At 44.8% G+C, this 22,978-nt stretch carries 22 protein-coding genes; 1 reads left to right on the top strand and 21 read right to left on the bottom strand.

What is annotated here, in order from left to right; genetic code table 11:
* Positions 1-11: 11 nt before the first annotated feature.
* From HV314_RS26645 to HV314_RS26635, 3 genes are all read right to left on the bottom strand, one after another.
* Positions 12-776, bottom strand: a complete 765-nt coding sequence (locus HV314_RS26645) for a single-stranded DNA-binding protein (RefSeq protein ID WP_016241581.1) — start codon at positions 774-776, stop codon at positions 12-14.
* 366 nt (positions 777-1,142) lie between these two features.
* A complete protein-coding gene (locus tag HV314_RS26640; RefSeq protein ID WP_016241582.1) occupies positions 1,143-1,643 on the bottom strand; it encodes a hypothetical protein in 501 nt (166 codons plus the stop codon).
* Positions 1,644-1,705: 62 nt separating this feature from the next.
* Positions 1,706-2,317, bottom strand: coding sequence for a hypothetical protein (locus HV314_RS26635; protein WP_009653893.1), 612 nt, complete (start codon positions 2,315-2,317; stop codon positions 1,706-1,708).
* Positions 2,318-2,754: 437 nt separating this feature from the next.
* On the opposite strand from HV314_RS26635, the gene HV314_RS26630 reads away from it, so the two are divergent.
* Positions 2,755-3,498, top strand: a complete 744-nt coding sequence (locus tag HV314_RS26630; RefSeq protein WP_048242087.1) for an AcaB family transcriptional regulator — start codon at positions 2,755-2,757, stop codon at positions 3,496-3,498.
* A gap of 48 nt (positions 3,499-3,546) precedes the next feature.
* On the opposite strand, the gene HV314_RS26625 is transcribed toward HV314_RS26630, so the two are convergent.
* The 18 genes from HV314_RS26625 to mobH all read right to left on the bottom strand — a co-directional run bounded on the left by HV314_RS26625 (position 3,547) and on the right by mobH (position 22,961).
* Complete coding sequence (locus tag HV314_RS26625) at positions 3,547-4,614, bottom strand: TraU family protein (protein ID WP_007372234.1); 1,068 nt, start codon at positions 4,612-4,614, stop codon at positions 3,547-3,549.
* Complete coding sequence (locus HV314_RS26620; RefSeq protein WP_016241583.1) at positions 4,611-5,924, bottom strand: TrbC family F-type conjugative pilus assembly protein; 1,314 nt, start codon at positions 5,922-5,924, stop codon at positions 4,611-4,613. The genes HV314_RS26625 and HV314_RS26620 overlap by 4 nt, the downstream gene beginning before the upstream one ends.
* Positions 5,918-6,442 (bottom strand): signal peptidase I, encoded by a 525-nt coding sequence (gene lepB / locus HV314_RS26615; protein ID WP_007372232.1) that lies wholly within the window; start codon positions 6,440-6,442, stop codon positions 5,918-5,920. The genes HV314_RS26620 and lepB overlap by 7 nt, the downstream gene beginning before the upstream one ends.
* Before the next feature lie 10 nt (positions 6,443-6,452).
* A complete protein-coding gene (locus HV314_RS26610) occupies positions 6,453-6,725 on the bottom strand; it encodes a hypothetical protein (protein WP_007372231.1) in 273 nt (90 codons plus the stop codon).
* The gene (gene traC, locus HV314_RS26605) at positions 6,722-9,208 is read right to left on the bottom strand and encodes a type IV secretion system protein TraC (RefSeq protein ID WP_007372230.1); all 2,487 of its coding nucleotides are present in this window, start codon (positions 9,206-9,208) and stop codon (positions 6,722-6,724) included. The genes HV314_RS26610 and traC overlap by 4 nt, the downstream gene beginning before the upstream one ends.
* 27 nt (positions 9,209-9,235) lie before the next feature.
* Entirely contained in the window at positions 9,236-10,000 is a 765-nt protein-coding gene (locus tag HV314_RS26600; RefSeq protein WP_007372229.1) for a DsbC family protein, read from the bottom strand.
* A gap of 180 nt (positions 10,001-10,180) precedes the next feature.
* Positions 10,181-11,779, bottom strand: coding sequence for a YadA-like family protein (locus tag HV314_RS26595; RefSeq protein WP_007372228.1), 1,599 nt, complete (start codon positions 11,777-11,779; stop codon positions 10,181-10,183).
* Positions 11,780-11,872: 93 nt separating this feature from the next.
* Positions 11,873-12,439, bottom strand: coding sequence for a type IV conjugative transfer system lipoprotein TraV (gene traV / locus HV314_RS26590; protein WP_016241587.1), 567 nt, complete (start codon positions 12,437-12,439; stop codon positions 11,873-11,875).
* Positions 12,436-13,833 carry a TraB/VirB10 family protein gene (locus tag HV314_RS26585; protein ID WP_007372227.1) on the bottom strand — a complete coding sequence of 466 codons (1,398 nt, stop codon included), beginning with the start codon at positions 13,831-13,833 and terminating at the stop codon, positions 12,436-12,438. Before HV314_RS26585 ends, traV begins: the two co-directional genes overlap by 4 nt.
* Positions 13,834-13,837: 4 nt before the next feature.
* A complete protein-coding gene (locus tag HV314_RS26580; RefSeq protein ID WP_016241588.1) occupies positions 13,838-14,956 on the bottom strand; it encodes a TraK domain-containing protein in 1,119 nt (372 codons plus the stop codon).
* Positions 14,957-15,115: 159 nt separating this feature from the next.
* Positions 15,116-15,742 (bottom strand): TraE/TraK family type IV conjugative transfer system protein, encoded by a 627-nt coding sequence (locus HV314_RS26575; RefSeq protein ID WP_007372225.1) that lies wholly within the window; start codon positions 15,740-15,742, stop codon positions 15,116-15,118.
* Positions 15,739-16,023, bottom strand: a complete 285-nt coding sequence (gene traL, locus HV314_RS26570) for a type IV conjugative transfer system protein TraL (protein ID WP_007372224.1) — start codon at positions 16,021-16,023, stop codon at positions 15,739-15,741. The genes HV314_RS26575 and traL overlap by 4 nt, the downstream gene beginning before the upstream one ends.
* Positions 16,024-16,072: 49 nt before the next feature.
* Positions 16,073-16,891: a DsbA family protein gene (locus tag HV314_RS26565; protein ID WP_007372223.1), complete on the bottom strand. Its 819-nt coding sequence runs from the start codon at positions 16,889-16,891 to the stop codon at positions 16,073-16,075.
* Complete coding sequence (locus tag HV314_RS26560) at positions 16,888-17,181, bottom strand: hypothetical protein (RefSeq protein ID WP_007372222.1); 294 nt, start codon at positions 17,179-17,181, stop codon at positions 16,888-16,890. Before HV314_RS26560 ends, HV314_RS26565 begins: the two co-directional genes overlap by 4 nt.
* A gap of 84 nt (positions 17,182-17,265) precedes the next feature.
* Positions 17,266-17,916: a DUF4400 domain-containing protein gene (locus HV314_RS26555; RefSeq protein WP_007372221.1), complete on the bottom strand. Its 651-nt coding sequence runs from the start codon at positions 17,914-17,916 to the stop codon at positions 17,266-17,268.
* On the bottom strand, positions 17,901-18,287 hold the full coding sequence (locus tag HV314_RS26550) for a hypothetical protein (protein WP_009654243.1): 387 nt from the start codon (positions 18,285-18,287) through the stop codon (positions 17,901-17,903). The genes HV314_RS26555 and HV314_RS26550 overlap by 16 nt, the downstream gene beginning before the upstream one ends.
* A 2-nt stretch (positions 18,288-18,289) precedes the next feature.
* The gene (gene traD / locus HV314_RS26545) at positions 18,290-20,266 is read right to left on the bottom strand and encodes a conjugative transfer system coupling protein TraD (RefSeq protein ID WP_048242093.1); all 1,977 of its coding nucleotides are present in this window, start codon (positions 20,264-20,266) and stop codon (positions 18,290-18,292) included.
* The gene (gene mobH / locus HV314_RS26540) at positions 20,259-22,961 is read right to left on the bottom strand and encodes a MobH family relaxase (protein WP_007372219.1); all 2,703 of its coding nucleotides are present in this window, start codon (positions 22,959-22,961) and stop codon (positions 20,259-20,261) included. Before mobH ends, traD begins: the two co-directional genes overlap by 8 nt.
* Between the last annotated feature and the right edge of the window lie 17 nt (positions 22,962-22,978).

Raw genomic sequence — 22,978 nt, 5'->3', positions numbered from 1 at the left:
AACCAGTCATATCAACCGCGAACTGATGAATATGCGTTAGTTAAAGTTACTTGCCCGGAGGAGCTTAATTTTTCATTAAGTTTCATACGAGCTACAATAACGGCTGCTGTCGAATTATCGGCTGGCAGATTTGTCCAGGCTTGCATGTTGACAGGGTGCTTAGAGGTTGCGGCTTGCGGACGTGATGTCTGCACGGCTCTATTCTTAGCATCCAGCTTCGGCGAAGCTTCTGGTATCTTCTCTACTGAATTTTTATTGTTGTCTGGTGATACAGACTCTTTTCCAGGGTGCAGCTGCTTTTGCTCGGCATATACTGTTCTCCATTTTTCAGAAGCAGTTCTTACCTCTTCATCAGACATTTTCTGCCACTTCATATCGTCCTTAAGTTTTTGCGCTACTTGAGGGGATAGCGAAGTGACGGTTGATGTAGATGGTGGCTTTACAGTTTCATTTGCACGGGTATCTATTGATTGACCAGTCTGAATGATTCGAGCCATGAAAACATGAAACTCAGTCCTCATTTGGTCAATACCATGTTTTGTATAACGGAATGATCGAGCTAATGCTTCGATATACAGTTCGGTATTCATTTGAATATTATCGCGTAGAAAATCCGCGACTTTACCAAATGCTTTTATCGAATAGAACTCGGTCTGAGACTTGCCGCTAATGGACATGTCACAGCGCAAACGGAAATAAATATATGAATCTGCATTGTTAGATGCAGGCACATATTTAGGTTCTATCGCAACAATACCCTTTGCTCTGGATTGCATAGTTTATACCTCATAAATTTTTAAATTAAAAAAGTTAAAATGATTTAGTGCTATAGGCACAAAAATTAGAAAGATTTGTGAAGCATCCAGTTAGAGTGCTGGACTCACTGTATCCTCAACAAGAGGAAAAACACCTTTTTCGACGGCGCAGAAAACACGATGCATGATGCACCGTGTGTCGAATTCTATGGGCGTAGGGAAGCCGTGCGAATGAACTTATTCATTCAGGGATGGCGCGTTGCCGAAATAAAGAGTGTTAAAAGAAGTTAAGCGGGATGCCCGCGATATAAGATTATGATACGACGTTTGGTTGGTCAATCCAGAAAAGAAAAAAACCCAGCTTTCGCTGGGTTTTTATAGGGAGGTTTAGCATAACAAGCGTTCCAGACGCTTCCATGTTTGGATTGCCATGTCGGTTGAAGCATCTGATATCTCTTTATAGAGATCAGTATTTCGCCGTTCATAGTAACCTGGAAAGGTGAGCCTATGCAGGCAATCATCTAACTTTGAAAGATCTCCAAAGTCGTGAGCGCCTACATTGATTTTTGCTCTGATTGCCAGTATATCTCCCTCTATTTTCATGAGCTCAATGAGCTCATGCATTTCGAAGAAAATATTAGACTGATAACGACCAGCATGTTCTTCGCATTCGATGCTATCGCATACGTCACATACTTCAGCGTTACAGGAATGATAACCGCAGTGATTACACGTATAAGAGAATCTCTGGTTTATTGCCCCTGCAACACAGTCTTCATAAATCCGATGTCGGCAGTCTTTCCCACAATTTTCACACTCTGCAATCATTGTGTAATCATCCAGTTCCATACCACCCGGCTCAATGCTACTACCATAGACAATTGTCATAATATACCTCATATATTTAAAAGATTAAAAAGTTAAGGCTTATAGCCTGAATTAAGAATATTTTAGCTTTCGGCGAGTACTTGCATAACCCAAATGCCGCGACGTTTTTCGTTAAGGAGAGTACGATACCCTGTAACCTTACCGCTTTCGTCAAACACTTGTGCTTTGTCGGTTCTTACTTCAGACTCTTTCCAGACTGAAACAATATCACCAACTTGTGCTCCACAAGTCTCAACAGCATTTTTGAGCCCAACAGCCCAAATTTCATGGTCTTTCCCACCACTACGTATTGTGACTAAATACGATTTATCGTTATTAGGATCGTGTTTCCAGTTTTCGAGACCGTGGTAAACAAGCTTTCCTTCAAAACGATGGTTTGCATATTTGGCTTTGTCATTATTTGACCCAGCCCGAGAAACACCTTCAACCATGTTTCCATTAGTTGCTTCATTAGATTTTTTCCCAGACTTGGTAAAGAATGAATTATAAATAACGAGTAAAGCAACAACTACACATACAGTCGCGGTAACAAAACCGAGACCAGTGAACAGTAAACCGCGTTCCGTTATAAAAATTGCCAGCCAGATTGGGCCAAGGAATCTGATATATTCGGCACGGTAATACACAGCACCAAAAAATACGATACCTGCCATTAATGAGATTGGGTCAGACATAGATCACCTATAAATTTAGAATGCGAAAATTTAGCTACCTAAAAGGTAAACTAAACGGATGTACACAAAACTGCACATCTGTTGATTCGCTGGAGTTAAAAGGATTAACAATTTTTTTTGTTTGGGATTGAGAACCAAAATACCCGTTTGGGTAAGCAAAGAGACATGTCAGGTTTAACCTAAACACATCAGAGATGCTCGGGCCTGTAGAAGGCGTAGTTAACCCGGGAGGAGGTCATCCGGTGGGCGCTGGTTGAGCGCGAAATTAACTAGGAAGTTGTGCTGATGTCCGTCAGCTCGGTTCTTATTCATTTAAGCATATTGGTTTAATTTTTCAAGTCGGTTTTTCATGGTCATATTGCAGCCATTTTTCAATGACAACTATCCTGAGTTTTGGCCTAATCAATTGGCATACAAATTAACTCCGAGGTTCTGTTATGGCTAAAGCACCGGTACAAACCGTAAAACAAGCTAAAAAGAGTGGGGCTCAGGATAACCGAACCCCTAACTCTCGTGTCGAATATTCCAATCCTGAAGCTGTCGTGAAATTTACTCTTCACACCCAGGAAGGTATTCGGGTACAGTCCCGTAATTTTAACATTATCTCCCAGGCTCTCTTCAATCTGACCAATAACAGCCGAGCCCTTGAACGGCTTGGCACTAAATACAGTGGTGCGATTGAACGTACACTGAAGGCGGTTAACGAAGTAATCGACATGCCTGAGAAAGAACTGGAAAATAACATTGCTATTCTGAACCGTGCGGTAAAAGAAGAAGAACGCAGCAGCCTCAATGAAGTCGGGTATACCCATCCAAAAGAACATGAGGTTCGCATCAGAACGCCGCAAGCGCTGCGGGTTATCCGCATTATTCAGAACTTTGATAAATTGCACCAGATCATCGATACCCTCTGGTTAAATAACTGTTTTAATCAGGATGAGGTCGAGGAGTTTAAGTCTCGTCTTCATAATCTCATTCGTGATCTGGCAGCATCACTCAAACGTCACGCGCAGGCATCTGCTGATGAGCTTAATCAGGCCAATGGCCGGGCCGCTGAAAAAGAATTGGCTGGAAGCACTGAGACAGAACCTACCCAGGTAGACCAGGAAACAAAGGTGTTGCAGGATGCCAGTAATGAAGCGAATGATGATCAGAATGAGGCCATTAAACGGCAGGCTTAATTCAACGAAAAACAGAAATTAAAAACCCTGCATTGCAGGGTTTTTTTATTACATTGTGCGGCAACAATCTACCCACTGGAAAATCATGTAGGTGCTGTCCTGGCCTTTACCGGTTGGATAACGGAAAGGCCCACCTTGCCATTGGTATGGGGACTCACCGACCTCATGACTGTTTTTTGTCTCCGGGGTAGGGTAGAACATATTCAATTTGTACTGTTGCTTTGGCAACGTTGGGTAAATCTTGGAGCGACAAACAGTATCGTTTCCCATCGAACGGTAGGCCAGTCCACGACGATGTTCTGCGGCCAGCATACGGATCCCGACCAGGCTGGTTGTTCTGGGGGCATCCATACTCCGTACCGATCCAGTTAAAGGATACTGCCCACCCCAGGAACCGGCACACCACCAAAGTGAGTCTATTGGCTGTTTACCTGCAAATTGTGCCGCTGCTTCACCGGCGCAAGCCTGCATTGCTATCACGTTAGCCACAGCTGCTGATTCCGGGTTCTGGAAGAATGCCAGCATCGTATTATTCCAGGTCGGGTCAATCTCCGTGAAATTAATGATATCAAAATCGCTGTATGGGTCGGCATTACATTGACCGGGTAGATACATATCCAACATTCTTAATAACGGCATAGCATACATATGTGCGTTGTAGAAACTTATTGAGAAACGCTCCCGCTGTTCCTCGGCTGCTCCATCGGTCTGCGGGCCAAACTGCAAATCATTACCAAGGTCGAGTGTTACCCCTCCTAGGGATGACATGCACCCGGGTGTTCTCGTTAACTCGATGAGCTTTCTCGGTTCCCACATCGCGGTCAATACACCCGGGTGATAGACGTTCAATCCATCCTTACAGGCACATACTGTCCCTGATGCTGCATTGTCAGGTGCAGTACCTGTCATCGACAGATTAATACCGGCAAGCTTTATCGGGAAAATACAGTTCCAGCAAACATCCGTAATGAGTTTCGCTGATAAGACTTGGTTATCATGACAGACCTTGTTCTGTACGGGTGATGAAACGTCAGCCGCAAAAACCGGCATAGTAAAAGCCAGACATGCGAGCACCAGGGTCTTGGGTGATTTCAGAACTGAGAGAATTTTTTTCATTTCAGCTCCTCAAAATCTTTGCGTGAATATTCATCATTAATGAATCGCTTACTGTCGGCTGTCACAACGCTGGGCACGTTTATCAAACCATAATGTTCGGCCATGCCTGGCTGAATCATGTATAGCCTTGCGAAGTCACCGTATTCTTTCTTGGTGTCACGGAAGGTCTGCCAGCCATCACCATACACGTTTGTCGTGACCAGTATTGGCGTGAGGGAGGCTGGTGTATGTTCAAACTGATACCTGGCGAACTGGCGTTGCCATTCTTCACGTGCATCGAAAAAGATTAGCTTGATGGTAAATGGCATCACAGTTAGCGGGTTAAATCGCCCCCGTTTTGCAACGATATCGCCGTTAGGTGAAGTAATGTTTTGAGGGATAATGACCGTCGGATCGATGGTTCTGGTAGCTCGCTTTGTCGCTTCCGGGAATTCCTGGAAAACCTGGCGGGGCCAGTAGTTATCAATGGCCTTTTTCTTCATGCCATCAAAATCGAGTTTAGCGACACTCTCCTGTAGTTCATCAATAAGGTTCTTCTCTACGACCCCAACAGCGGGCCCGGCCACACCAAGGTCGCCGGTCTTGTCTTTCAGGTACGCGATGTCATAGATGCCTGTCACCCTGGCCACCAGCTCACCATCTTTTTCATGGATAATGGTCGGTACAGAACTAACGTTGTAGTTTTTGAATACAGTTGGATCGAGGTTTACGGCCAGAGAAGACTTGGAGTCGAAGGAAAGTTTCTGCCAGTGGGTAAGTTCATCAAGCAGGTTCTTTTTATCTTTTGCCCCCTGGACAACCAGAGCGATATCCGTGCGTCCATCGTATAACTTGAGAATGTCGGTGATTTCAGCATCGCTGAGAGACGCGGAGACGAGAATATAAATAAAATCACCGGCTGGCTTATTTTGTTTCTCGTTAGTCATATCAGACTTTGCTAACGCTCCTCTTACCGCATCATCGACTAGTTCATCTGTATTTTTATACTCGGGCATTTCACCCATCATTTTTCGATTATCTTTAACCGTGTCAGTAGCGCGGTCGGCAGTGGCATTTTGATTATCACGAGCCGCTTTTATGAGACTGTCAATATCTTTCATTTCAGTTGCAGATAATTGACGCTTAGCTTTTTGAATGTCAGTGACTGAGTAGTTATTAGCCGGTCTTGTCGGAATATTATCTAAGTTGGATACCGGTCTTGACGGCAGATCACTTAAATAGATACCAGTGTTTTCGGCCCAGACTGGAGTGAAAACAACAGCGGTTACAAATGCCAATATCGAAAGTCGAAAAGGTGTTTTTTTTACCATAATGGATACGCTCGGCCTATAATTTGTGACTCGTCTAATGATCCCCAGTACCTGGAATCAAAACTGTATCTGGTGCGCCCCATCATCCACAGGCGACCATTCGGTACGACACCACTACGCGTTAGCTCCTGTTCGGTATGGCCAGATTCTGCTGCTAATGCCAGTCCCTCACCGACCATAGAGCCGTTAATTGCAGTCTCTTCGGGATCAACGGAGACTGTGTCTCCCGCAATGCCATCAACAATTTTCAGCCCTTTGCCATATGGTTGCATTAGCTCAGAATGAAAGGCGTAAATTTTCCCTTTGACGATTGATTTGTCCATTTTATCGACGAGATATATTCGGTACGGAGGAAGACATTGGTTATTTTGTGGATCGATACCAATCTCATACCGGTTAAGCACGTATAGCGTCAGCGGTGCGGTTAAGAAAATAACAACGATGCTGAAAACAATATGTTGCCTCCAGCTTCGCTTTTTACGAAATATTAAGCTCCATACTGATTTGGGTGTATTCATTCGCCCACCGCTATTGCTGAGTGTTGATGGTCTGGGGGATCTTGAGCCCCGTAGGGTAGCTATAAAGGGCTGAGGCATTGAGCACAAGATACCCCGCCTCTGACAGTTTCTCAGCGCGGGCTAATACCAGCCTTGACTGGGCTTCACCTAACGGTTGACCTTTATCGTCCATAAAGTTGATGACTGCAACATAGTCATAGGGCGAGGCTGGTGGGAATAACCGCCCAAAAAGGGCGGCTCCGATGAAACCAAAAAGCAGCGCAATTGCAGCGGTTTTAATCATGCGGCTAACCCCCGCTCAACCAGAATTTCGTTGATAGCCTCTTCGGTATTGATCCCCCGGGACTTTCTGTCTTTGATCGCGGCAACGTCTTTCGGGTCAGTCGAATAGAGAAGTAAGCTGAATGGGTCAACCACAAGTCTGCAAATACCCTGGCCCGCTTTAGAAATGACAAAGATTTCTGAGTAGACACCTTTCGTGGAACGAACGGTTTTAAGGAACCGGTAACCAGCCTCGTCCAGCGCCAGACGTTTATTTGCTTCAGCTTCGTTCACTGCGGATTCACTTTGCCCCAGCAAGAGCATAAAGGCTGAGTTATCTGCGATCGATTTCCCGATACTATCTTTGTAAATATCGTTGATAGACTGGGTGATGGTAATTGCAGCTCCGTTATATTTACGGAACCGGCGATAACCTTTCTCGATGAACGCCCCGATATTTCCTGATAACAATGCCCAGGCCTCATCGATAATGACCAGCTTCATCTGGCTACGGTCGCCCATGAACATGTCCTGCTGGATTTGATAAATCAGCTGAAGGAGGACAACCTGTTTAAGGTGTTCTGAACTTTCCAGTCGGGAAAGTTCAAGTACAGTGAACGGATTTTTGAAGTCGATATTGTTCTTACCAACAAAGTACTTCCCGTACTGGCCCGCACTCGTGAACGGATAGAGCTGATGGCCAATACGTTTAATGTCTTTATCTTCATCTTTCAGCAGTGAATCAGCAACCATATCAACGGTGGTCAGCTTCTTGTGTACACGGACAAGATCAGCTACATGTTGTTTAAGTCGAGACTCTTCGAATGAATTCAGACCTTCTTTAGGAGCTGCCATCACCGATAACAATCCGATGATCAGATCTTCTTCACCGCCACTGGAGTCATCATCTTCAGACTCACCGAAATAGTCTTCGATCAGTTCGAAGAAGTTAAGACATGGCCTGGTTTTGGGATTGAAGTCGAGATAATCGCCCTGGTAGGTCTCACAGATATTTTTGTACGAGTCACCTACATCAATACACCAGACTTTAGCCCCGAGGCTTCTGTAGGCGGTGATAATGTAGTTTGTCAGGAATGACTTACCCGACCCCGACTCAGCTGCGATACAGGCGTTATAGTTAGTATCAGAATCAAACAAGTCCAGTGATTGGATCTGGCCAGAGCGCGATGTCAGCATTAAGGCGGGTTTGTCTGTACCTTGCCAATCTGCATAGAGAGGTGAAAGTACCATCGCTTCACTGAGTGCCATTGTTCGATATCGGCCAATGGACTTTTCTGCTGATGCTTCGTTAAACATTGGCAGAGCTGACAGGAAAATTGGCGCAACATAGTAGGTATCTGGGATCATCTTAAACTGATAGGTGTTCAGATAACTTGCAGCTTCCTGAGCAGCGCGTAACACGCCATCTTTTGAGTTAGAGAAGATTGATACCGTAAATTTGGCTTTGCAAATTGGGTCGTTGTTATCAACTTTTTCGCTAAGAAGATCGAAGCCCTCACGCAAGTTTATGAGTGATGGAACCCACTTAATTAATGGGCCACTGGTTTGCTGAACAACCCAGTTACGTTTCGAGGTGAATTTAGTTTTTTCACTTTGCTGATCAAAGAAAATCAGGCTCATTGAGATGATGCAGGATGATTTAATTCCAGTAACACCACTCATCATATCGCCGAGAAAGTATTGCGCTTGCCCGGGAAAGAATCTTTTCGGGAATTTTCGCGCACTCAATGTTTTCACAAACGTTGTCGGTGTAGGTGCTTCTCCACGAAGCTCGGAATCTGTCGGATCACCAAAACCGCAATAGTCTTTCTTAATGAAAAACATGCGATCGTGGTCGACTAACTGTTCTGAAATGTACTTGTCTTCTTGTGGCTGTACCGGCGTCCGGTCTCTCCAGGAGGCGCTTTCACCCTGGTTGCAAATGGAGCTCAGAACATCGATGTAACTTTCACGCGTCAATGCACCGGGACACAAACCAGTGATGCTCAGCGTCGTTTCGAACACATTCCGCAGCTCGTTAACGTGATTGAATTCTTCTTCACGCATTTCATAGTTATATTTGATCGGAATTTTTACTGTAATGAGAAGCACACAATTTCGGACGCGAGTCCCGGTTCGCTTCATCGGCGTTTCGGTGCTTTTCAAAAGGAATTTAGAGCGGTTATAAATTGCGTTACGCAGGATTGCGTCCCGGCAATCCATACGCAATACGTCCATCCGGTTAATTTTCTGTACGATGTTTGGGCTTGCAACCAGGTCAAACTGAACGATAGTTTTGGCGGGGAAGTTGGAAGACAGCAACGTTTGAAGGTTAGTCATCTCCTTGCCGGTTGTCCCGCTTAAGGGACGACAAACAAATCCGAAACCAACATATTTGTTGTCGCACATAAACAAATGATTGGATTCGTCATATGCACGTACAGGACACAAGTCAGAAAAACGCTTCAGGTTTTTGAGTCGCTGAAAAATTAAAGATTCACTCATAATGCCTCCAGGATTCCCAAGAAAGTGTTACTTGTTCTCGATAAAGTTTTTGAGGCCTTGTTTTGGTGAGCCGAGTACGTAGGAGCCGTCATCACGCACAATGAAAGGGATCATGCTGACACCTAGTATCTGAGCCGTAACTTCACGTCGAGCCAGAGCCTGCATATCGCAGTTCTTTACCTGGTCGAATTTCTGAGTGGAATTTCCGCTGATAATTGCGCGGTCTGCGCGGTAGCGGTCGGATGCACAATACAATTCAATATTTCGCTGCTGGCTTGCCGGGCCCAGAGCTCCGAGCGACAGAACGCTAACGGTGAATTCTTTCGGGTCGAGGTCAGCAAGTGCTGAAAGTGGGGCTGCACAGGCTTCACAACCAGGTGCGGTAAATATCATGACCTTTTTAGGCCCATCGCCCCATACGGCTGGGCGCAAGTCCGCGATATTTAGGTTCAGCTCTTTCATCGGAATGATGCTGGCGTTCTTGGTTATTTCGCTCATGGTGGTCAGAGGCTTTTTAGCCCATGTGTCATAGAGCGTTCCCTGTATAACGAAGCGGCCATTAGAAGACAGCAAATTAACTTTCCCATCAATCTCTAGTGCGATGATGCCGTTAGTAGGGACGACAAAACGTTTTACTTCCTGCGAATTCTGAGGAATGTTCTTGAACGCTTTTTCATTGAAAATCGTATCGATATTCCCGGTGTTTGTTTTTACTGTATCGGCGAATACAGAAGCTGATGCAGAAAGTGCCACCAAAAGTGCCGCAGTCGCGACATGTTTGATAAAGTTCATAGTAACCGCTCCAAATGAGAGAGGTTTCATTTTCACATATTGATTTATTTTGCCGCAGGGAAAAGGGCTGCAAACTGTCCCCAAAAAAAGGAAGTGATGAAATGTTAATATCGGTTTTAATTACTCAATTAGTCCAAATAAAAAGCCACAAAAAAGTGGCTTTTTATTTATGCTTTATTATTACTGGAAGCCAACCGCAAATCCTGCACCAGCTCCAACACCACCGGCTGTATCAGCCGACATGCTAAAGCGGACGTTTACTTTTTCATTGATAGCGTAATTCGCTCCTCCCGAAATTGCCCCCTGGTCTCGGTACGCGCCCATCGCCATGCCAAAACCCGACACGTTATTGAGGAAGGGAATTGAAGCGATAGCAATTGCGCTTGCTGAGCCTGCTTTTGCTCTTTTATCATTACGGTCAACCGTCTTTTTAAGGTCAGAGAACTTCTGGTTTGTGTAGCTATTAGCTGAAGCCAAGGTCTGTCGGTCACCATCAATCCGTGACTGGCGCTCAGTATCGACAAGGAAATCAGTCCTTGAGTTGATGACAGATTCACGGGCATCCGTATGACTGTTTGCACTTACAAGAGTTTGAGCATCGCCAGCAACTCGGGATGCGCTTTCAGTTGCAATTAGACTGTCGGTACGAGCGTTGATCGACACTTCACGCTCGTCGGTATAAGTATTAGTATCCGTGGCAGTCTGGCTATTGTCGTTACTGCTACCAGACCCTGTACCACTTCCTGTCCCGCTGCCGTCCGTACCGTTATTGTTATTTCCGCCTGTAGTAGGTGGCGTTGTGTTAGAGCCAGAGCCAATGGATGAAAGGTACGAACTGATGGCACTATCAGTGTACGCCTGAAGTGAACTAACGGAATTCATGAGCTGACCATAGTTCACCGCATCATACCGGCTGGAACCATCAGCAACATTAGTCAGTGTTCTTTGTACCGTAGCTGAACCAAACGATACGGTATCAGCACTATTGGAGAATGAACCGTTCCCAATGGAAATACCTCCATTTGAAGCAGAAGCATAATTACCAATAACAATTGCGTTATCATCGGATACAGTATTGTAGTTGCCAAGCACGATCGATTCGTCGGAATCAATGGTATTAATTGTGCCGATTGTGATGTTGCCAAATTTAAAAACAGCAGAGGGGTCATTAATCGGTGCAGCTGTAATATTGTTTAAGGAACCGATAGTCAAAGCGTAGGAACCACCACTCACCGTATTGAATGTACCCATTATAGAACCAGCGTAATTAGTAGCAGTGTTTCTGGAACCAAGAATTGCTCCCATACCTACCATATCCAGTTCGTTATAAGAGCCTATTACTTGCAATGCACTTCCTGAAACGTTATTGCTATAACCCATAACGGCAAGGTTTTGTCCTAGAACTTTATTGTCACTCCCAACCAGATTCAAATCAAAAAGACCAGTGCCAGTATTATTATTCCCGTAAACATTGAAACTATTGGCGTAGTCATTCCAGAATTGGCTTGGGTCGTAACTAAATGATAAGTCATTATTGCTTCCGGTAATAATATAGTTTGTTAACGAAGTAATTGTGTTGTTATTCCCTGAAACACTTGAGTTGCCGAGTGGTGATTTACAGTTTGATGGGGTTGCACAGGGTGTTAGCCCTGAAATGTTATTGCCATCACCATTTACAGTAACTTCGTCAATTTGGGTGCTATCGATTGAGTTATCTGCCACGGCTACAGCACAATGAAGTGCCAGAACAATAGCAATATATAATGACTTTTGTTTCATGTGCTTACCTTTTCAGTGATGGGTATTAAAAAGACGACCAAGGAATACAGCACATGAAAAAAGTAGTACCGGTATACCGGTACTACTGGACAATTATTTAATGTAACTCCCTTTCTGAGGAGGTTGTGATGTCTCACCCTGGGATTGTGCTGGAGCAGCGGCAACCGGTGCAGACATTGGTCTGATAACAGCAGTTGATGTGGCACTATTTCTTGCACCGACTTCCCAACGACGCGGCTCAATCTCGGTATAGACGTAGCCAGGGACGTTAAGGTCTCCATCTGCGGTCTCATAGGGGTCAACCAGCACCCGCATGACGATAGATTGCGTTCGGATGGGTTGAGGATCAGCAGCAGTAGCAGGCACAGGGACGTATCGACCACCATCGGCAGTATTCCGTCCACCGTTCCCGGCTGTAGTGCGCAGCCGCTTAACCTCCACAGGCTTTCCCGAAAGTTGGTTTTCAGATGCGGTGTCAATCTGCTCCTGGTAATCATCTCCATCGGTCAGGGCATACACATCTCGGACATTCATACATGTGACCGAATTGGGCATTCCCTTGCATCCATATTCATCGTTCTGGCCCAGTAGTGAGCAACCCGACATCGCAAAACCGGCACTAACTAAAAACAATGCCGATACAATTTTCTTCGTCATCATTTCTTGCCCCCAACGGTTTGAGTTTTTGAAGTAACACGTGTGAATTTCAGCATGACCCCTTTTTGCACAATAAAATCAACACTACGGCCTGGATCAATTTCAATTACAGGGAAAAGGTCACCGGCCATTTGCATATAGAAATCGGCAAGACGATTCAATGCGCCACCTACGCCAGAAACTGCTGCGCCCTGGAGTGCGTCAGAGCTCATAACCTGCTGGTAAGGAGTAGCGTCACTACTATCTCCATCGCGTTTAATACTGATTGTCGGAATACTCTGTACGTTAAAGAGCTGAGATGCAGCCTGTAGGAAGCCAGCGGTCAGGGCTCGTGCCAGGTATTGCCCTTGTTTGGTAACCAGTCGACCACGAACACCTGATTTACCATCTTCACCAACAGCGTAGGCTACGAGTGGGGCTTCAAAAACTGCACCGTCATCCCGAATGCACGTTATGACTTCCGATCTGAAATAAGCTCTTTCGGAGGACAAATCACCGAACCCAGCTGCAAGCATTCCGCATTCACGTATATCTGCACGGAAACGGTTTGGGAGAATTGCATCCTTTTTCACCCTGGCCAGCGCCGGATAAGGGTCTTTTCGTGCATCACGAGATGTTGGTGCATCCATCCCCGCAATCAAAACAGTACTTATGATCGACGTTGCAGGAAGGTAGGTCTGGTTCTCGGGGTTATCATCTTCGTCAGCAACGGGTGCGGCTTCAATATCTTCCTGTACAGTGATGATTTCAGGAGTTGCCTGGCTTGGTACTGCTTTGCCATCCTTCCCTTTCTGCTGACGCTGGTTTGCTGCGGGTTCCGGTACGACAGGGGGGGCCGCATCTTCGTATACGCGCTGTAATGTTTTCCCGTTATTGAAACTTCCTGAGTTTCTTGGCGCAACTGAAGGGGCAGATATCTCTTCAGGTTTATACAGAGTAGGGACGTTACGTTGGCCGTTTCCAGCCAGTGGTGTCGCTCCGCGAGACTGTTGTGAGTAAGGCACAGGGTTAGAGACGGTATCAACGCGTTTCTTAATAGCTGCAACCTCAGCGCCTGATTTTTTCTGGTTGTTCTCCAGATTGCTAAGACGCTGAGCTGTCTGATCAGCACCATATTTCTCGGTTAACGTTTTAATCAGTTGACCTTGCTCTTTAATGGTCTTGTCGAGTGCGCGAATTCGCGCCGCAATAGCATTCTGGCTAACTCCATTGGTATCACCATCGGTAAGGACGCTGGCAATCACTTTTTCTTGTGGCGCTCGATTTCGGGGGCCAGCTGAGTCGGGTATAACCAAGAGCAAAAAAAGAACGGCGAAAGTAAATACGCCAGCCCATAAAACCCATTTTTTATGCTTTGCTGAAATTGAGGCCCATTTCTCTTTTAAGGGGATAAGCATGATTTTACTCCGCGAGTTTAGGGCGCATGGAATCGTTAGCTTGTTCGTTTGGCTGGATGTTGCGGATAACGAAGTAAGCTTCAGTTCGCTGGCCAGGCTGGAGAGTGTTGCGACTCCATAGTGCTCTTGCTGCAAGCTGAGGATGGGTGCAGAGTGATTCATCAACCATTACTGTTGATGAACCAGTGTTTTGTGCAACGCCGATGATGACACTGAATTGACTACCCTGAAGATACTGGCCATTTGCAAAGGAGTAGCGAATCTGATCCTGGTCAGTACCCGTGCGGAAATTACAGTTCGGGATACCAACTCCTGAAGAGAGATTTCCCAGAGAGTATCCGGGTGGAATGTCCCCAAGCGCGATGGTTCGCATTATGTTGCGAATCGTCTCGATGTAATTATCTTTCTGTTCCCATCGCCTGGCTTTGACTTCGCTTCCACCATAGTTGTTATATGCCGCAGGCATAACACCAGAAGTACTCGTGTTGTTCAGCTTTCGTGAAAGCATGAGAGTGGCTTGCACCGGTGCAATTTTCTGAGGTACTAACGACACGGAGATCGCTACACTTTCGTCACCTTTCTCACTGATATAGAGACTTGCCGGGTTACTGTCTGAGGTGGAAACGTAGAGAGCGTTATCTTTTACATTTACAGTTACACCCTCCTGTTTAACTTTCTGCACTACAGGGTGTTCAAACGGTGTAACAAGCCGGTTGATCTGGTTAATCGAAATCGGTACGAGGGTGTTCACGCCAGGCGCAACGATATATTCCAGCCGAGAAGGAATGACTTCTTTTGTGAGTGGAACGGGACTGGCAATTGCAGCAGGTACTGGTTGAATATTACGGCCATCAATAGCTGGTTCACTCCCGCCATTGATAGAGTTACTTGCTGGTGGTGTATAGTTGTCAGGATATGGGCGTGTTTCTGTGCTGAGCATTGCCTGAGTTGAGGATGCTGGTCGAGAGGCGAGTTTTGCAGTGACTTTGGGTTGCGACTGCGCATCAGGCTGCTCAAATACCATGCCTTGATCAACAGACATTTCGCCCGCCGTTACGCTATGGGTCGCTAATGTGGACGACGCGGTAAGCAACAGGATAATTATGCGTTTACTATTCAACATTTAGCCCCCCGATAAGTGGCAACACTACGTTCATTTTTAAATTGGCTATTACCAATCAGAAAATTCATTTCGGCACATCCGTTTTGTTTACTGATTGCTGATTTATTAATCTCTCGCTTAAAGATTTATATCTCGGTTAAATCAACTAACGAAATTCTGTCAGGAAGTTCGAGCTGCCGAAGATTTCTGCCTTTGACCTTTGTGTTTATCTTCTTCACTTGGCAGCAACGGTTTGCCACTCTTTATCTCAATGAACGTAATAATGGGCCGGTAGCCTTTTACGTTAACAGTAATCTCGTAATAGACTGGCGTGGTCGATGGTTTGCCGGTGATACCTTCGAGAGTTTGGTTACCGGTGACATAAAAAGTACCAACTGCTAACGGGTCGGTGATAACCCCGACCGGATTAAAAGAAAGCGAGATTCGGTCGCGCTTAATTTGGTCAATCTGGTCGTCCATTGCTTTCATAACTTTTGTGTAAATTGAAGCGTCAAGAAACGGGCCGATAGAATTCTTGAGTAGATCTAAAGTGGCTGGGTTAGCATTTCCAAAACTGTCGGCTATATATAACGCCCATGCCTTCATATAAGAGCTGCTGGCGGCTTTTTCATCCAGCCAGGCTGTTTCTGTAAGGTTTGGCGGAATAATAGTGATGGGTTGTGTTTTGGCTAACAGAGCATAACCAAGTACAAGGTTTGCCAGAATCATTGAGGCAGAGATTAACTTGAAACTTTTGTTTTCTAACTGAAGTCCAACTAACCCTTTTTTGAAATTATGGATATTCATACAATAAACTCCCGGTCGAAGGATTCAGGTACAAAAGTGCCACCACCGAATGTGACTCCGAATTTCCAGTAACAGAGGTGCATAAAATATTTCTCAGAAGCTCGCGCCAGAAAACCGCCATAAACACGTGAAACTACAACACCCAGAATTATCATCGGTAATAATCGTCCAGTGATAATCCCAACCGCGAGAGCAACGAAAAATGGCATGGCTTCATCAATCGACCAAAAAAATAACTTTGGTGGTTCGTCAATCGAGTGAGAAATATAAACAGGTTCCATGATGACCTCTCATATGAATTTTTTCAGATTTATTGACGACAAAATGCGCCTATTTCTGACCAGAGCCTGCAAGCTGAGCCATCATTTGCATAAGGCCTGCTCCATCTACTGCGCCCTGAACAATGGCTGACTTATCACCGTAGACAACAATGTTTGTAGGGGTCTTTTGGATACCAAGCTGACCTGCTTCACGAACGTCGTCGGCTATCTTGCTGGACGGCCTGGCCGCATTGATACATTCAAGTAAGCGGTTCGGGTCTAAACCAGTTTCGCGGGCGATTTGGTCTAGCGGTGCGCTAAGACCGTGCCCGTCAGATTGGCTGTAGCGGAATAACGCTTTAGATAACTGGAAGAAAGATGGATTTCCTCCCTGCTCAACAGCACACTCCGCTGCTAAAGCTTCAGTACGGGAAGCCTGCCCGTGAACAGGAACATGTTTGAAAACCATCGCAATATTCCCTTGTGATGAATCCACGAGATCCATAACGATTGGGAAATGTTGTTTGCAGTACTGACATTCAAAATCGGAATACTCAATGATATAGAACTGAGCATCCGGGTTCCCATAAATACGTTCGTTGTCCGTAGAAGGCGCATAGGCGGTATCGGGTTTGTTTCCAGTCCGGTAACCGACATTGGATTGTTTCTGCGATTCAGGTTTTAGGCCCGCTGCATTAATGTATTTTGCAAATGCGTCCAGTAGTTCGCTTTTGTTGTTTACTACGGGCTTGTGAGTCTCAGCAACGATCGCTAGGTCATTAAGAAGTTGGGACTGTCTATCGATTTGGTAAGTAAAAAATGCAGCCGTGCTTACCATAACCATGAGCGGAATTCCAAATATAAGAGAGTTCAAAATGTTCTTTTTCATTTGTAGCCTCTTGATTGCTGCAATTGTTCCGGCGTATAGATTTCGTTTGGCTTTTGGACTTTGACCTGAGACGCCTCAGCAGCTTTTTGCTTTTTAAGATAGGGCAGTATGATTTCAGCCATGTCTTTGTTCAGGACATCCCGTGACTGAGGGTAAGTTGATGCCGTGATCTTCTGATTGAGGATACGGATTTTTTCTGGGACATCAGAAATTAGCAAATAGCTAATCATCCCTACGGTAAACGTCAGGCAGAGCAGGGCAGAAAGAATAAATGGTTTCGAATTAGTCATGCATCACCTCGCACAGCTAATTTAACAAACATGAAATATTGAGGAAAAAGAAAAGCACCGCAAATTGAGGTGCTTTTCTTAAGGTTAAATACGTTTTGGTAGGTTTGAAATAAGTAGAGATGAACCAATAGGAATCATTACTATCATTATGAGTGCCCCGATCATTGGAGGCACAGGTAACGGTATAAAAAGCGACAGGAGAACGCTATATACACCCCAGCCAATCAATACCATGCTACGACGGTTAAGAAACGGACTGGCATATCCAAAGTTATATCTTTTTGCCATCCACCGCATTACCCCTGCAAACAGAGACGGGATGATGACCACGGCCATGTACGGTAACCAATACATATCAAGTGTTAAACGATACATAATCATGTAGAGCCAATAATTCAGGTTCTCGGCAATGTTCTGGAAAAGCCCAACAAAGTATTTCAGTGGCCCGCCGTGGTTGGCCATGTCGCTGGGAGGAAGCTGGTAAAAATCCTTTAACGCCTTATCAATCCCCGTATTTACAAATGCTTCAGTATAATTGTCGCGAGCCTTTTGCAATACCATGACGAAATCTTTTTCGCCTATCATTTTATGACCCCATGCGATTTCTTTCAGAGCATTAGACTTAAAATACTCAACCGGAAAGAAGACAGAGATAAAAAGGAGAATCGTCGAACTCCAGATGATCAGTGTCTTTATCGTCTTAGGCCACTTTTCCTCATTCAACTTATCAGACATTCGATATCCCCAATCTTCGCCTTCCTCCCAGCCTGGATAATCAGTTCGTTGGTTAGCTTTCTCGGGAGATTTATCCGTGAAGTAATTTCACAGAAATTCAACGTGTGTTGAAGTTCCCGGCAAACGAACAAGCCAAGCTCAATGATATAGATCGCAAGCCGCTCCCAGTCATTCAGCTCCTGCTCGTTGTCCTGATGATAAGCTTTGATAGCGGAGCTCACTGCTGCACCAACGCGTTCATCAGGAGTAAGGGTTTTCAGTAGAGCTAACATTTGCCCAGTGATGCCATCAACACATGGCCAGATCATGGTCAAACCGTCATATGAGGCTTGATCATCTTTACGCTTTAATAGAGTTTTGGTTTTAATCATATTTACCCCTCGGCGCTGATACGTGATTTTTCACCACGAACCTTTTGTTGACGTTCGTAGATTGAAAGGTACTTTTTAGCGATAGTTCGGACATCGCTTAACTCGGACTCATTCCTCGGCATTAATATGACGGGGACTTTACCTTTTACTATTTTATTAGCCTGATTTATGGCCATGCATTCGAGGTTGGGTAACCAACCTAGCAGTTGAGATTGAAATAACTCGCCTTCTTCCTCCATCAATCGTTCCCCGACACTGCCGGTGATTTGTTCAGGATCTGCACCTGCGCTGGAGCCATGACCACGCATAATATATTTGAACTTTGTCGGTGGTACTCGTTTCATGACTGCTTCCTGGGCATCAGGATCTGGTGTGCGTAGCGCCGTAAAGTGGTTCGTATTGGTTATAACCTGCTTCATTTTGGCTTCTGAACCGAGACGGGCTTCGAAGTCGGAAGTCGATTGCGACGAAATAAATAAGCGGAACCCAGCACCACGGGTTTTATTCAACATTTTAATAACTTGGTCATTAATAACTTCAGCTGCTTCATCGATTAACACCATTACAGAAGCCAAGTCCTGACCACCAGGTTTTAAAAAATTGTACACAGTCGAGCTAACAGATGTTATATCAGACAGGAAAATAGAACCGACCGCAGATCCAGTCTCAGCATCTGCAAGGGAATTTAACCCCAAATACAACATTCCCCCGGTAGTGATGATATCCTGAATATTCGAAATTGGACGAGTATCATTCAGTTCATCTTCATCAGCACTGTCAGGGGATAACAACTCTGACATAAACCCTTGAGTTAGTTGACTAAGAATTGGCATCACGTTCAGAATCATTTTCTGGAAGTGTTCGCGCTGATGACCGAACATATCAATACCGGCTTCAATTGAAGTATCGCCTTTCCCTTTATTACCTTTAATGTCATTTCGGTAAATGTCTGCACATATTTCTGCTATTTCTTTTGGGCCTTTAATTTTAGACGAGTAACGGTCAATTTTCGCCTGTAAAATAATGTCGAAATCGGACTCTCCTAAAGTCTTGTGGCCGAATTTAGTGATGGCCATAATCAATAGAGATGCTAATGAAGAGATGTCAGCACTCAGTTGTGATTTAATATTGCGTAAAGTCGGTTTGATTTCACAGATTTTCATCAGCTCAACAACCGTAGTTAATGACATAATACCAAATGAAACAAACGGATTGCTCGTACTATCAGCACGTTGAATAACCGATGTAATTCTGTTAGCTACCTCGCCAGCCTGAGTGTAGTTAGTAATTGGAGATATTCGAGCTGATTTTTCAGGATGCGCCAATGAAACGTAATTATATTTCGTTGAGCGATCCACCAATTCCAGACAGAACTTCATCCATTCAGCCAGTTCTTCATCATTTTTGGGGTCAATGAGGATTAGTGGTTGTTTTTTTAGTGCGGCTTGAAGAATAAGTAGTTTAAAATATGTTGTTTTGCCTGAGCCGGTTGTGCCAGTTATAAGCGTATGCAACGATAAAAGTTCTTCAGAAATTCCGATCCATTCGTTTTTTTTACCTAGCGCATGAATCCAGCCGAGGCCCATAAAATTTTTGGATGGTTTGGCTACAAATTTCTTTATGTCACGCTTTATCAACTCAGATGCCAGTTGACCCTCATTCTGGCCCCACTCAAAGCCTCTGCAAATAAGATAGCTGTCAGGCTCACGAATCATCTGTTCGATAAATGATTTCATGTCCATTACGAGTGGTTTTGGTTTTCGCTTCAGGCGGCGTTTGTGCGTATAAATATCCCATGCTGCCGGGAGACTACGAATACCATAAGCAGCCTGGACTGCAACTGAGAGGTAACAGGGTAGAGATGGCATGTTAAACAGTGTATTAACCCCGATAGTTGCGGCTATACCTGCTGTCCAACCAAGAGTCTCAAGGCCTTCAAAATTTGTGCGCCAACGTAAGTTATATTTCCACTCACTCATCTTTATCCACCATTTGATTATGCATTCGTTCACTATTAGGAAGAATGTAGTCAACACCGGTCTTTGAATAGAAATCAAAGTGCATCAGCATAATCTTCTGCAATTGAGTAATATCAATGCCGAGTTCATCCGCAATACGTCGCTTTAAGGCAACGCTTACGGCAATGACAGGCTCTCCAGAATAGGTTCGCTTCAGCATACCTTTTGAAATCATTTCATTGCATAAATCTGTAATGTTGTAATCTTTATCAGAAACATCAGTTAAAGCAGAGTAAAGCAGATCGTTAAACTTCCCATCCATCAGCAAGTCGATATCATTATTAAGTTCTTTTCTGAGATATAAGCACTTCTGAGTACGATGGAAATAATACTGGGCTGGGGCTTCCATAAACCTTTGCCATAACCAGTTGGAGTCCTGAAGCAGAGCATAATTACGCTCATCAAAATCTTTATCAATAGCAATGATTAAGTGGCCTGATTCAATGAAAAGATCGTCTGAGTGGTCGGTAACATATTTAACGAGAAATTCTTTGGCCGCTTCAAGACCAGATACGTATAGCTGACTAAATTTATCGTAAAATTTTACGTTAGCCGGTATGTTGGCCGAAGTATCCGCATGAGCCGAGTAACCAAAATCGTTATCAGCTTTCACGTCATCCTGCCACATGGAATCATAATCTTCGTAAATTGAATAATCATCAATTACCTCACCAGACTGAATGCCGGTATCGACAGCATCCTGGTGCAGCTGAATTTCCTTTAATGCCTGACGGGTAGGTGAGGGCTGGGTCTGATCCAATGCATCGCTTGAAGTTGGTTCGTTGCTATTATACGAGTTGATGATTGAATGAAACTCAAGGGTTTCGTTCAGAGTTTTATGGTTTGGTTCTTTTATAAGTGAACTGGGTACAGAGAACTCAATCTCTGTTTGTGCCGATGCCAGGGTTTCTTTGAGGGAAAGACGGCGCTTGGGTTCATTATTCTCCGACACTGGCTTTGGTTGATTATCTTTGAGCCCTTTTGATTCCCCGCTGCCCGCCAGCTCAGTTGTTGGTGAATTAGTGTCATCCAGACAATCTTTTTGATTTTTGGTACTGGTATTTCTTTCCTTTACACGATTGTAGTCCTCATCAGAAAGCAGATTGAGCTTATGCAGCAGTTCGTGGGCGTTTTCCGGCGTAACCTGTCGGTTTCCAAAAATACTCTCCAGTGGAGATTCCTGTTCATCAGCAATGATTGTTCCGCCCTGTAAAACTGAGCGGTCGACCTCATTCGGTATTCCGGTTGACGGAACCGGCTTCTGACCAATGTAGGGTTCGCTTTCGACGAGTTTTGGCTGGTTTGGCCTCCCGGTCAGGTATTCCACCCATTTACCTTCAATACGGATGCGGCTGCTGCATGGTAGAGGGTCAACAGTATCGACAAATAGTACTTCTGGAGATATCAGAAGGATGCAGCTCAACGCAACTTTAGGGTCTTTGCTTTCTCTTGAACTTTTATCATTCAAGATATGAGGGGCAATACGCCAGTATGCAGTGTCATCGTCCTGGTGAACGTTTGGTCGACAGAGATGATAACTTAGCATCAGGTCAGCCAGACTATTCTGGGTTTGTGGAATAACAGCGCCGGAGTTCCTAACGGTCTCAATAATATCCTTGACCGCAACACCCCAGACGATGAATACGCCATAGGTAGTCACCCATACAGGGCTTCCTGGCTTGTTGGGAATCCAATCTCCTTTTTTCAATCTATGGCGCATGGCATCAACTACACGCTGAACCGCAGGTACACCTGACTGGCTTGCACGAATCGCATCACCGGCGTATTGCCGCATATCATAGTTAACGGATGCTGAGTCGGCGGCCTTAATGGTAGTGAGGATCTTGTTTTTGACGTCCTGACCACTGATTTTTTCTGCATTGAGCTGCGCACTGGCATTCAGTGCCCGGGTCAATTCATTGAAAATATCATTCCCGCCGTTAAGAAGGTAAACATGCATTTCTTTTGGCATGATCATCAACAACATATTGCTCGTGCTGGAGGTATGCTGGCGGTGACGGCCTGGTTTCCATACAAGATAGTATCTTTTTACATTGTTCTCTTTTGCCCAGACATGGATTGGTTCATGGCCTGGAGGCCAGTGAATTTTCCCGTCTTCGTTCCATACTTCAAAATCGGTAAATGGTTTCCCGAGGTCATGAAGTAGCCCACCAGCTGCGACTGCAAGTCGCCATGCTAATGCACGATTTGATTTATGTACGGGAACCGCCATTGAATCAAACTCGATGTTTTTAGAACGCCGGATACACTGGAAACACACTTCCAATGAATGACGCAACAATCCGGTTGCAGCACGGTGATGATGGTTTTCGGATGCCGGGAAGAGGTGAACAAAGTTAGCGAAATTTATCAGCATAGGAAGAATAAGCTGATTAAACTCAGAGTCCCTAATATCCAGTTCTCGTTTAATCGCCATCACAAGTGGTTTCTGGTAATGACGTAATACGTACTCACCCGGTACTTGAGCCGGGAATCCGATTTCGCTTGCCGGATAGCGCATATTATCTCGTGATGAAATGAGTTTCCCGATTTCTTCATCTACTGACATATCGATTTCGTCACCGAATAGATCAGTGGTAGCCTTTTTGTTATCAGGCAAAAAAGTATTCAGAATATTTTTAATGTGTCTCAGCATTAAAAGATTTCTCCGGT

Origin of the sequence: Citrobacter sp. RHBSTW-00887 (assembly GCF_013728095.1) — a bacterium.
Classification (GTDB): Bacteria; Pseudomonadota; Gammaproteobacteria; order Enterobacterales; family Enterobacteriaceae; genus Citrobacter; species Citrobacter braakii.
The sequence above is the reverse complement of the archived record's forward strand: the minus strand, read 5'-3'. Positions and strand labels throughout refer to the sequence as shown.

What these genes read in the sequence shown, in the direction of transcription:
- HV314_RS26645 (WP_016241581.1), bottom strand. Translation starts at nt 776, where the DNA reads ATGCAATCCAGAGCAAAGGGTATTGTTGCGATAGAACCTAAATATGTG.
- HV314_RS26640 (WP_016241582.1), bottom strand. Translation starts at nt 1,643, where the DNA reads ATGACAATTGTCTATGGTAGTAGCATTGAGCCGGGTGGTATGGAACTG.
- HV314_RS26635 (WP_009653893.1), bottom strand. Translation starts at nt 2,317, where the DNA reads ATGTCTGACCCAATCTCATTAATGGCAGGTATCGTATTTTTTGGTGCT.
- HV314_RS26630 (WP_048242087.1), top strand. Translation starts at nt 2,755, where the DNA reads ATGGCTAAAGCACCGGTACAAACCGTAAAACAAGCTAAAAAGAGTGGG.
- HV314_RS26625 (WP_007372234.1), bottom strand. Translation starts at nt 4,614, where the DNA reads ATGAAAAAAATTCTCTCAGTTCTGAAATCACCCAAGACCCTGGTGCTC.
- HV314_RS26620 (WP_016241583.1), bottom strand. Translation starts at nt 5,924, where the DNA reads ATGGTAAAAAAAACACCTTTTCGACTTTCGATATTGGCATTTGTAACC.
- lepB (WP_007372232.1), bottom strand. Translation starts at nt 6,442, where the DNA reads ATGAATACACCCAAATCAGTATGGAGCTTAATATTTCGTAAAAAGCGA.
- HV314_RS26610 (WP_007372231.1), bottom strand. Translation starts at nt 6,725, where the DNA reads ATGATTAAAACCGCTGCAATTGCGCTGCTTTTTGGTTTCATCGGAGCC.
- traC (WP_007372230.1), bottom strand. Translation starts at nt 9,208, where the DNA reads ATGAGTGAATCTTTAATTTTTCAGCGACTCAAAAACCTGAAGCGTTTT.
- HV314_RS26600 (WP_007372229.1), bottom strand. Translation starts at nt 10,000, where the DNA reads ATGAACTTTATCAAACATGTCGCGACTGCGGCACTTTTGGTGGCACTT.
- HV314_RS26595 (WP_007372228.1), bottom strand. Translation starts at nt 11,779, where the DNA reads ATGAAACAAAAGTCATTATATATTGCTATTGTTCTGGCACTTCATTGT.
- traV (WP_016241587.1), bottom strand. Translation starts at nt 12,439, where the DNA reads ATGATGACGAAGAAAATTGTATCGGCATTGTTTTTAGTTAGTGCCGGT.
- HV314_RS26585 (WP_007372227.1), bottom strand. Translation starts at nt 13,833, where the DNA reads ATGCTTATCCCCTTAAAAGAGAAATGGGCCTCAATTTCAGCAAAGCAT.
- HV314_RS26580 (WP_016241588.1), bottom strand. Translation starts at nt 14,956, where the DNA reads ATGTTGAATAGTAAACGCATAATTATCCTGTTGCTTACCGCGTCGTCC.
- HV314_RS26575 (WP_007372225.1), bottom strand. Translation starts at nt 15,742, where the DNA reads ATGAATATCCATAATTTCAAAAAAGGGTTAGTTGGACTTCAGTTAGAA.
- traL (WP_007372224.1), bottom strand. Translation starts at nt 16,023, where the DNA reads ATGGAACCTGTTTATATTTCTCACTCGATTGACGAACCACCAAAGTTA.
- HV314_RS26565 (WP_007372223.1), bottom strand. Translation starts at nt 16,891, where the DNA reads ATGAAAAAGAACATTTTGAACTCTCTTATATTTGGAATTCCGCTCATG.
- HV314_RS26560 (WP_007372222.1), bottom strand. Translation starts at nt 17,181, where the DNA reads ATGACTAATTCGAAACCATTTATTCTTTCTGCCCTGCTCTGCCTGACG.
- HV314_RS26555 (WP_007372221.1), bottom strand. Translation starts at nt 17,916, where the DNA reads ATGTCTGATAAGTTGAATGAGGAAAAGTGGCCTAAGACGATAAAGACA.
- HV314_RS26550 (WP_009654243.1), bottom strand. Translation starts at nt 18,287, where the DNA reads ATGATTAAAACCAAAACTCTATTAAAGCGTAAAGATGATCAAGCCTCA.
- traD (WP_048242093.1), bottom strand. Translation starts at nt 20,266, where the DNA reads ATGAGTGAGTGGAAATATAACTTACGTTGGCGCACAAATTTTGAAGGC.
- mobH (WP_007372219.1), bottom strand. Translation starts at nt 22,961, where the DNA reads ATGCTGAGACACATTAAAAATATTCTGAATACTTTTTTGCCTGATAAC.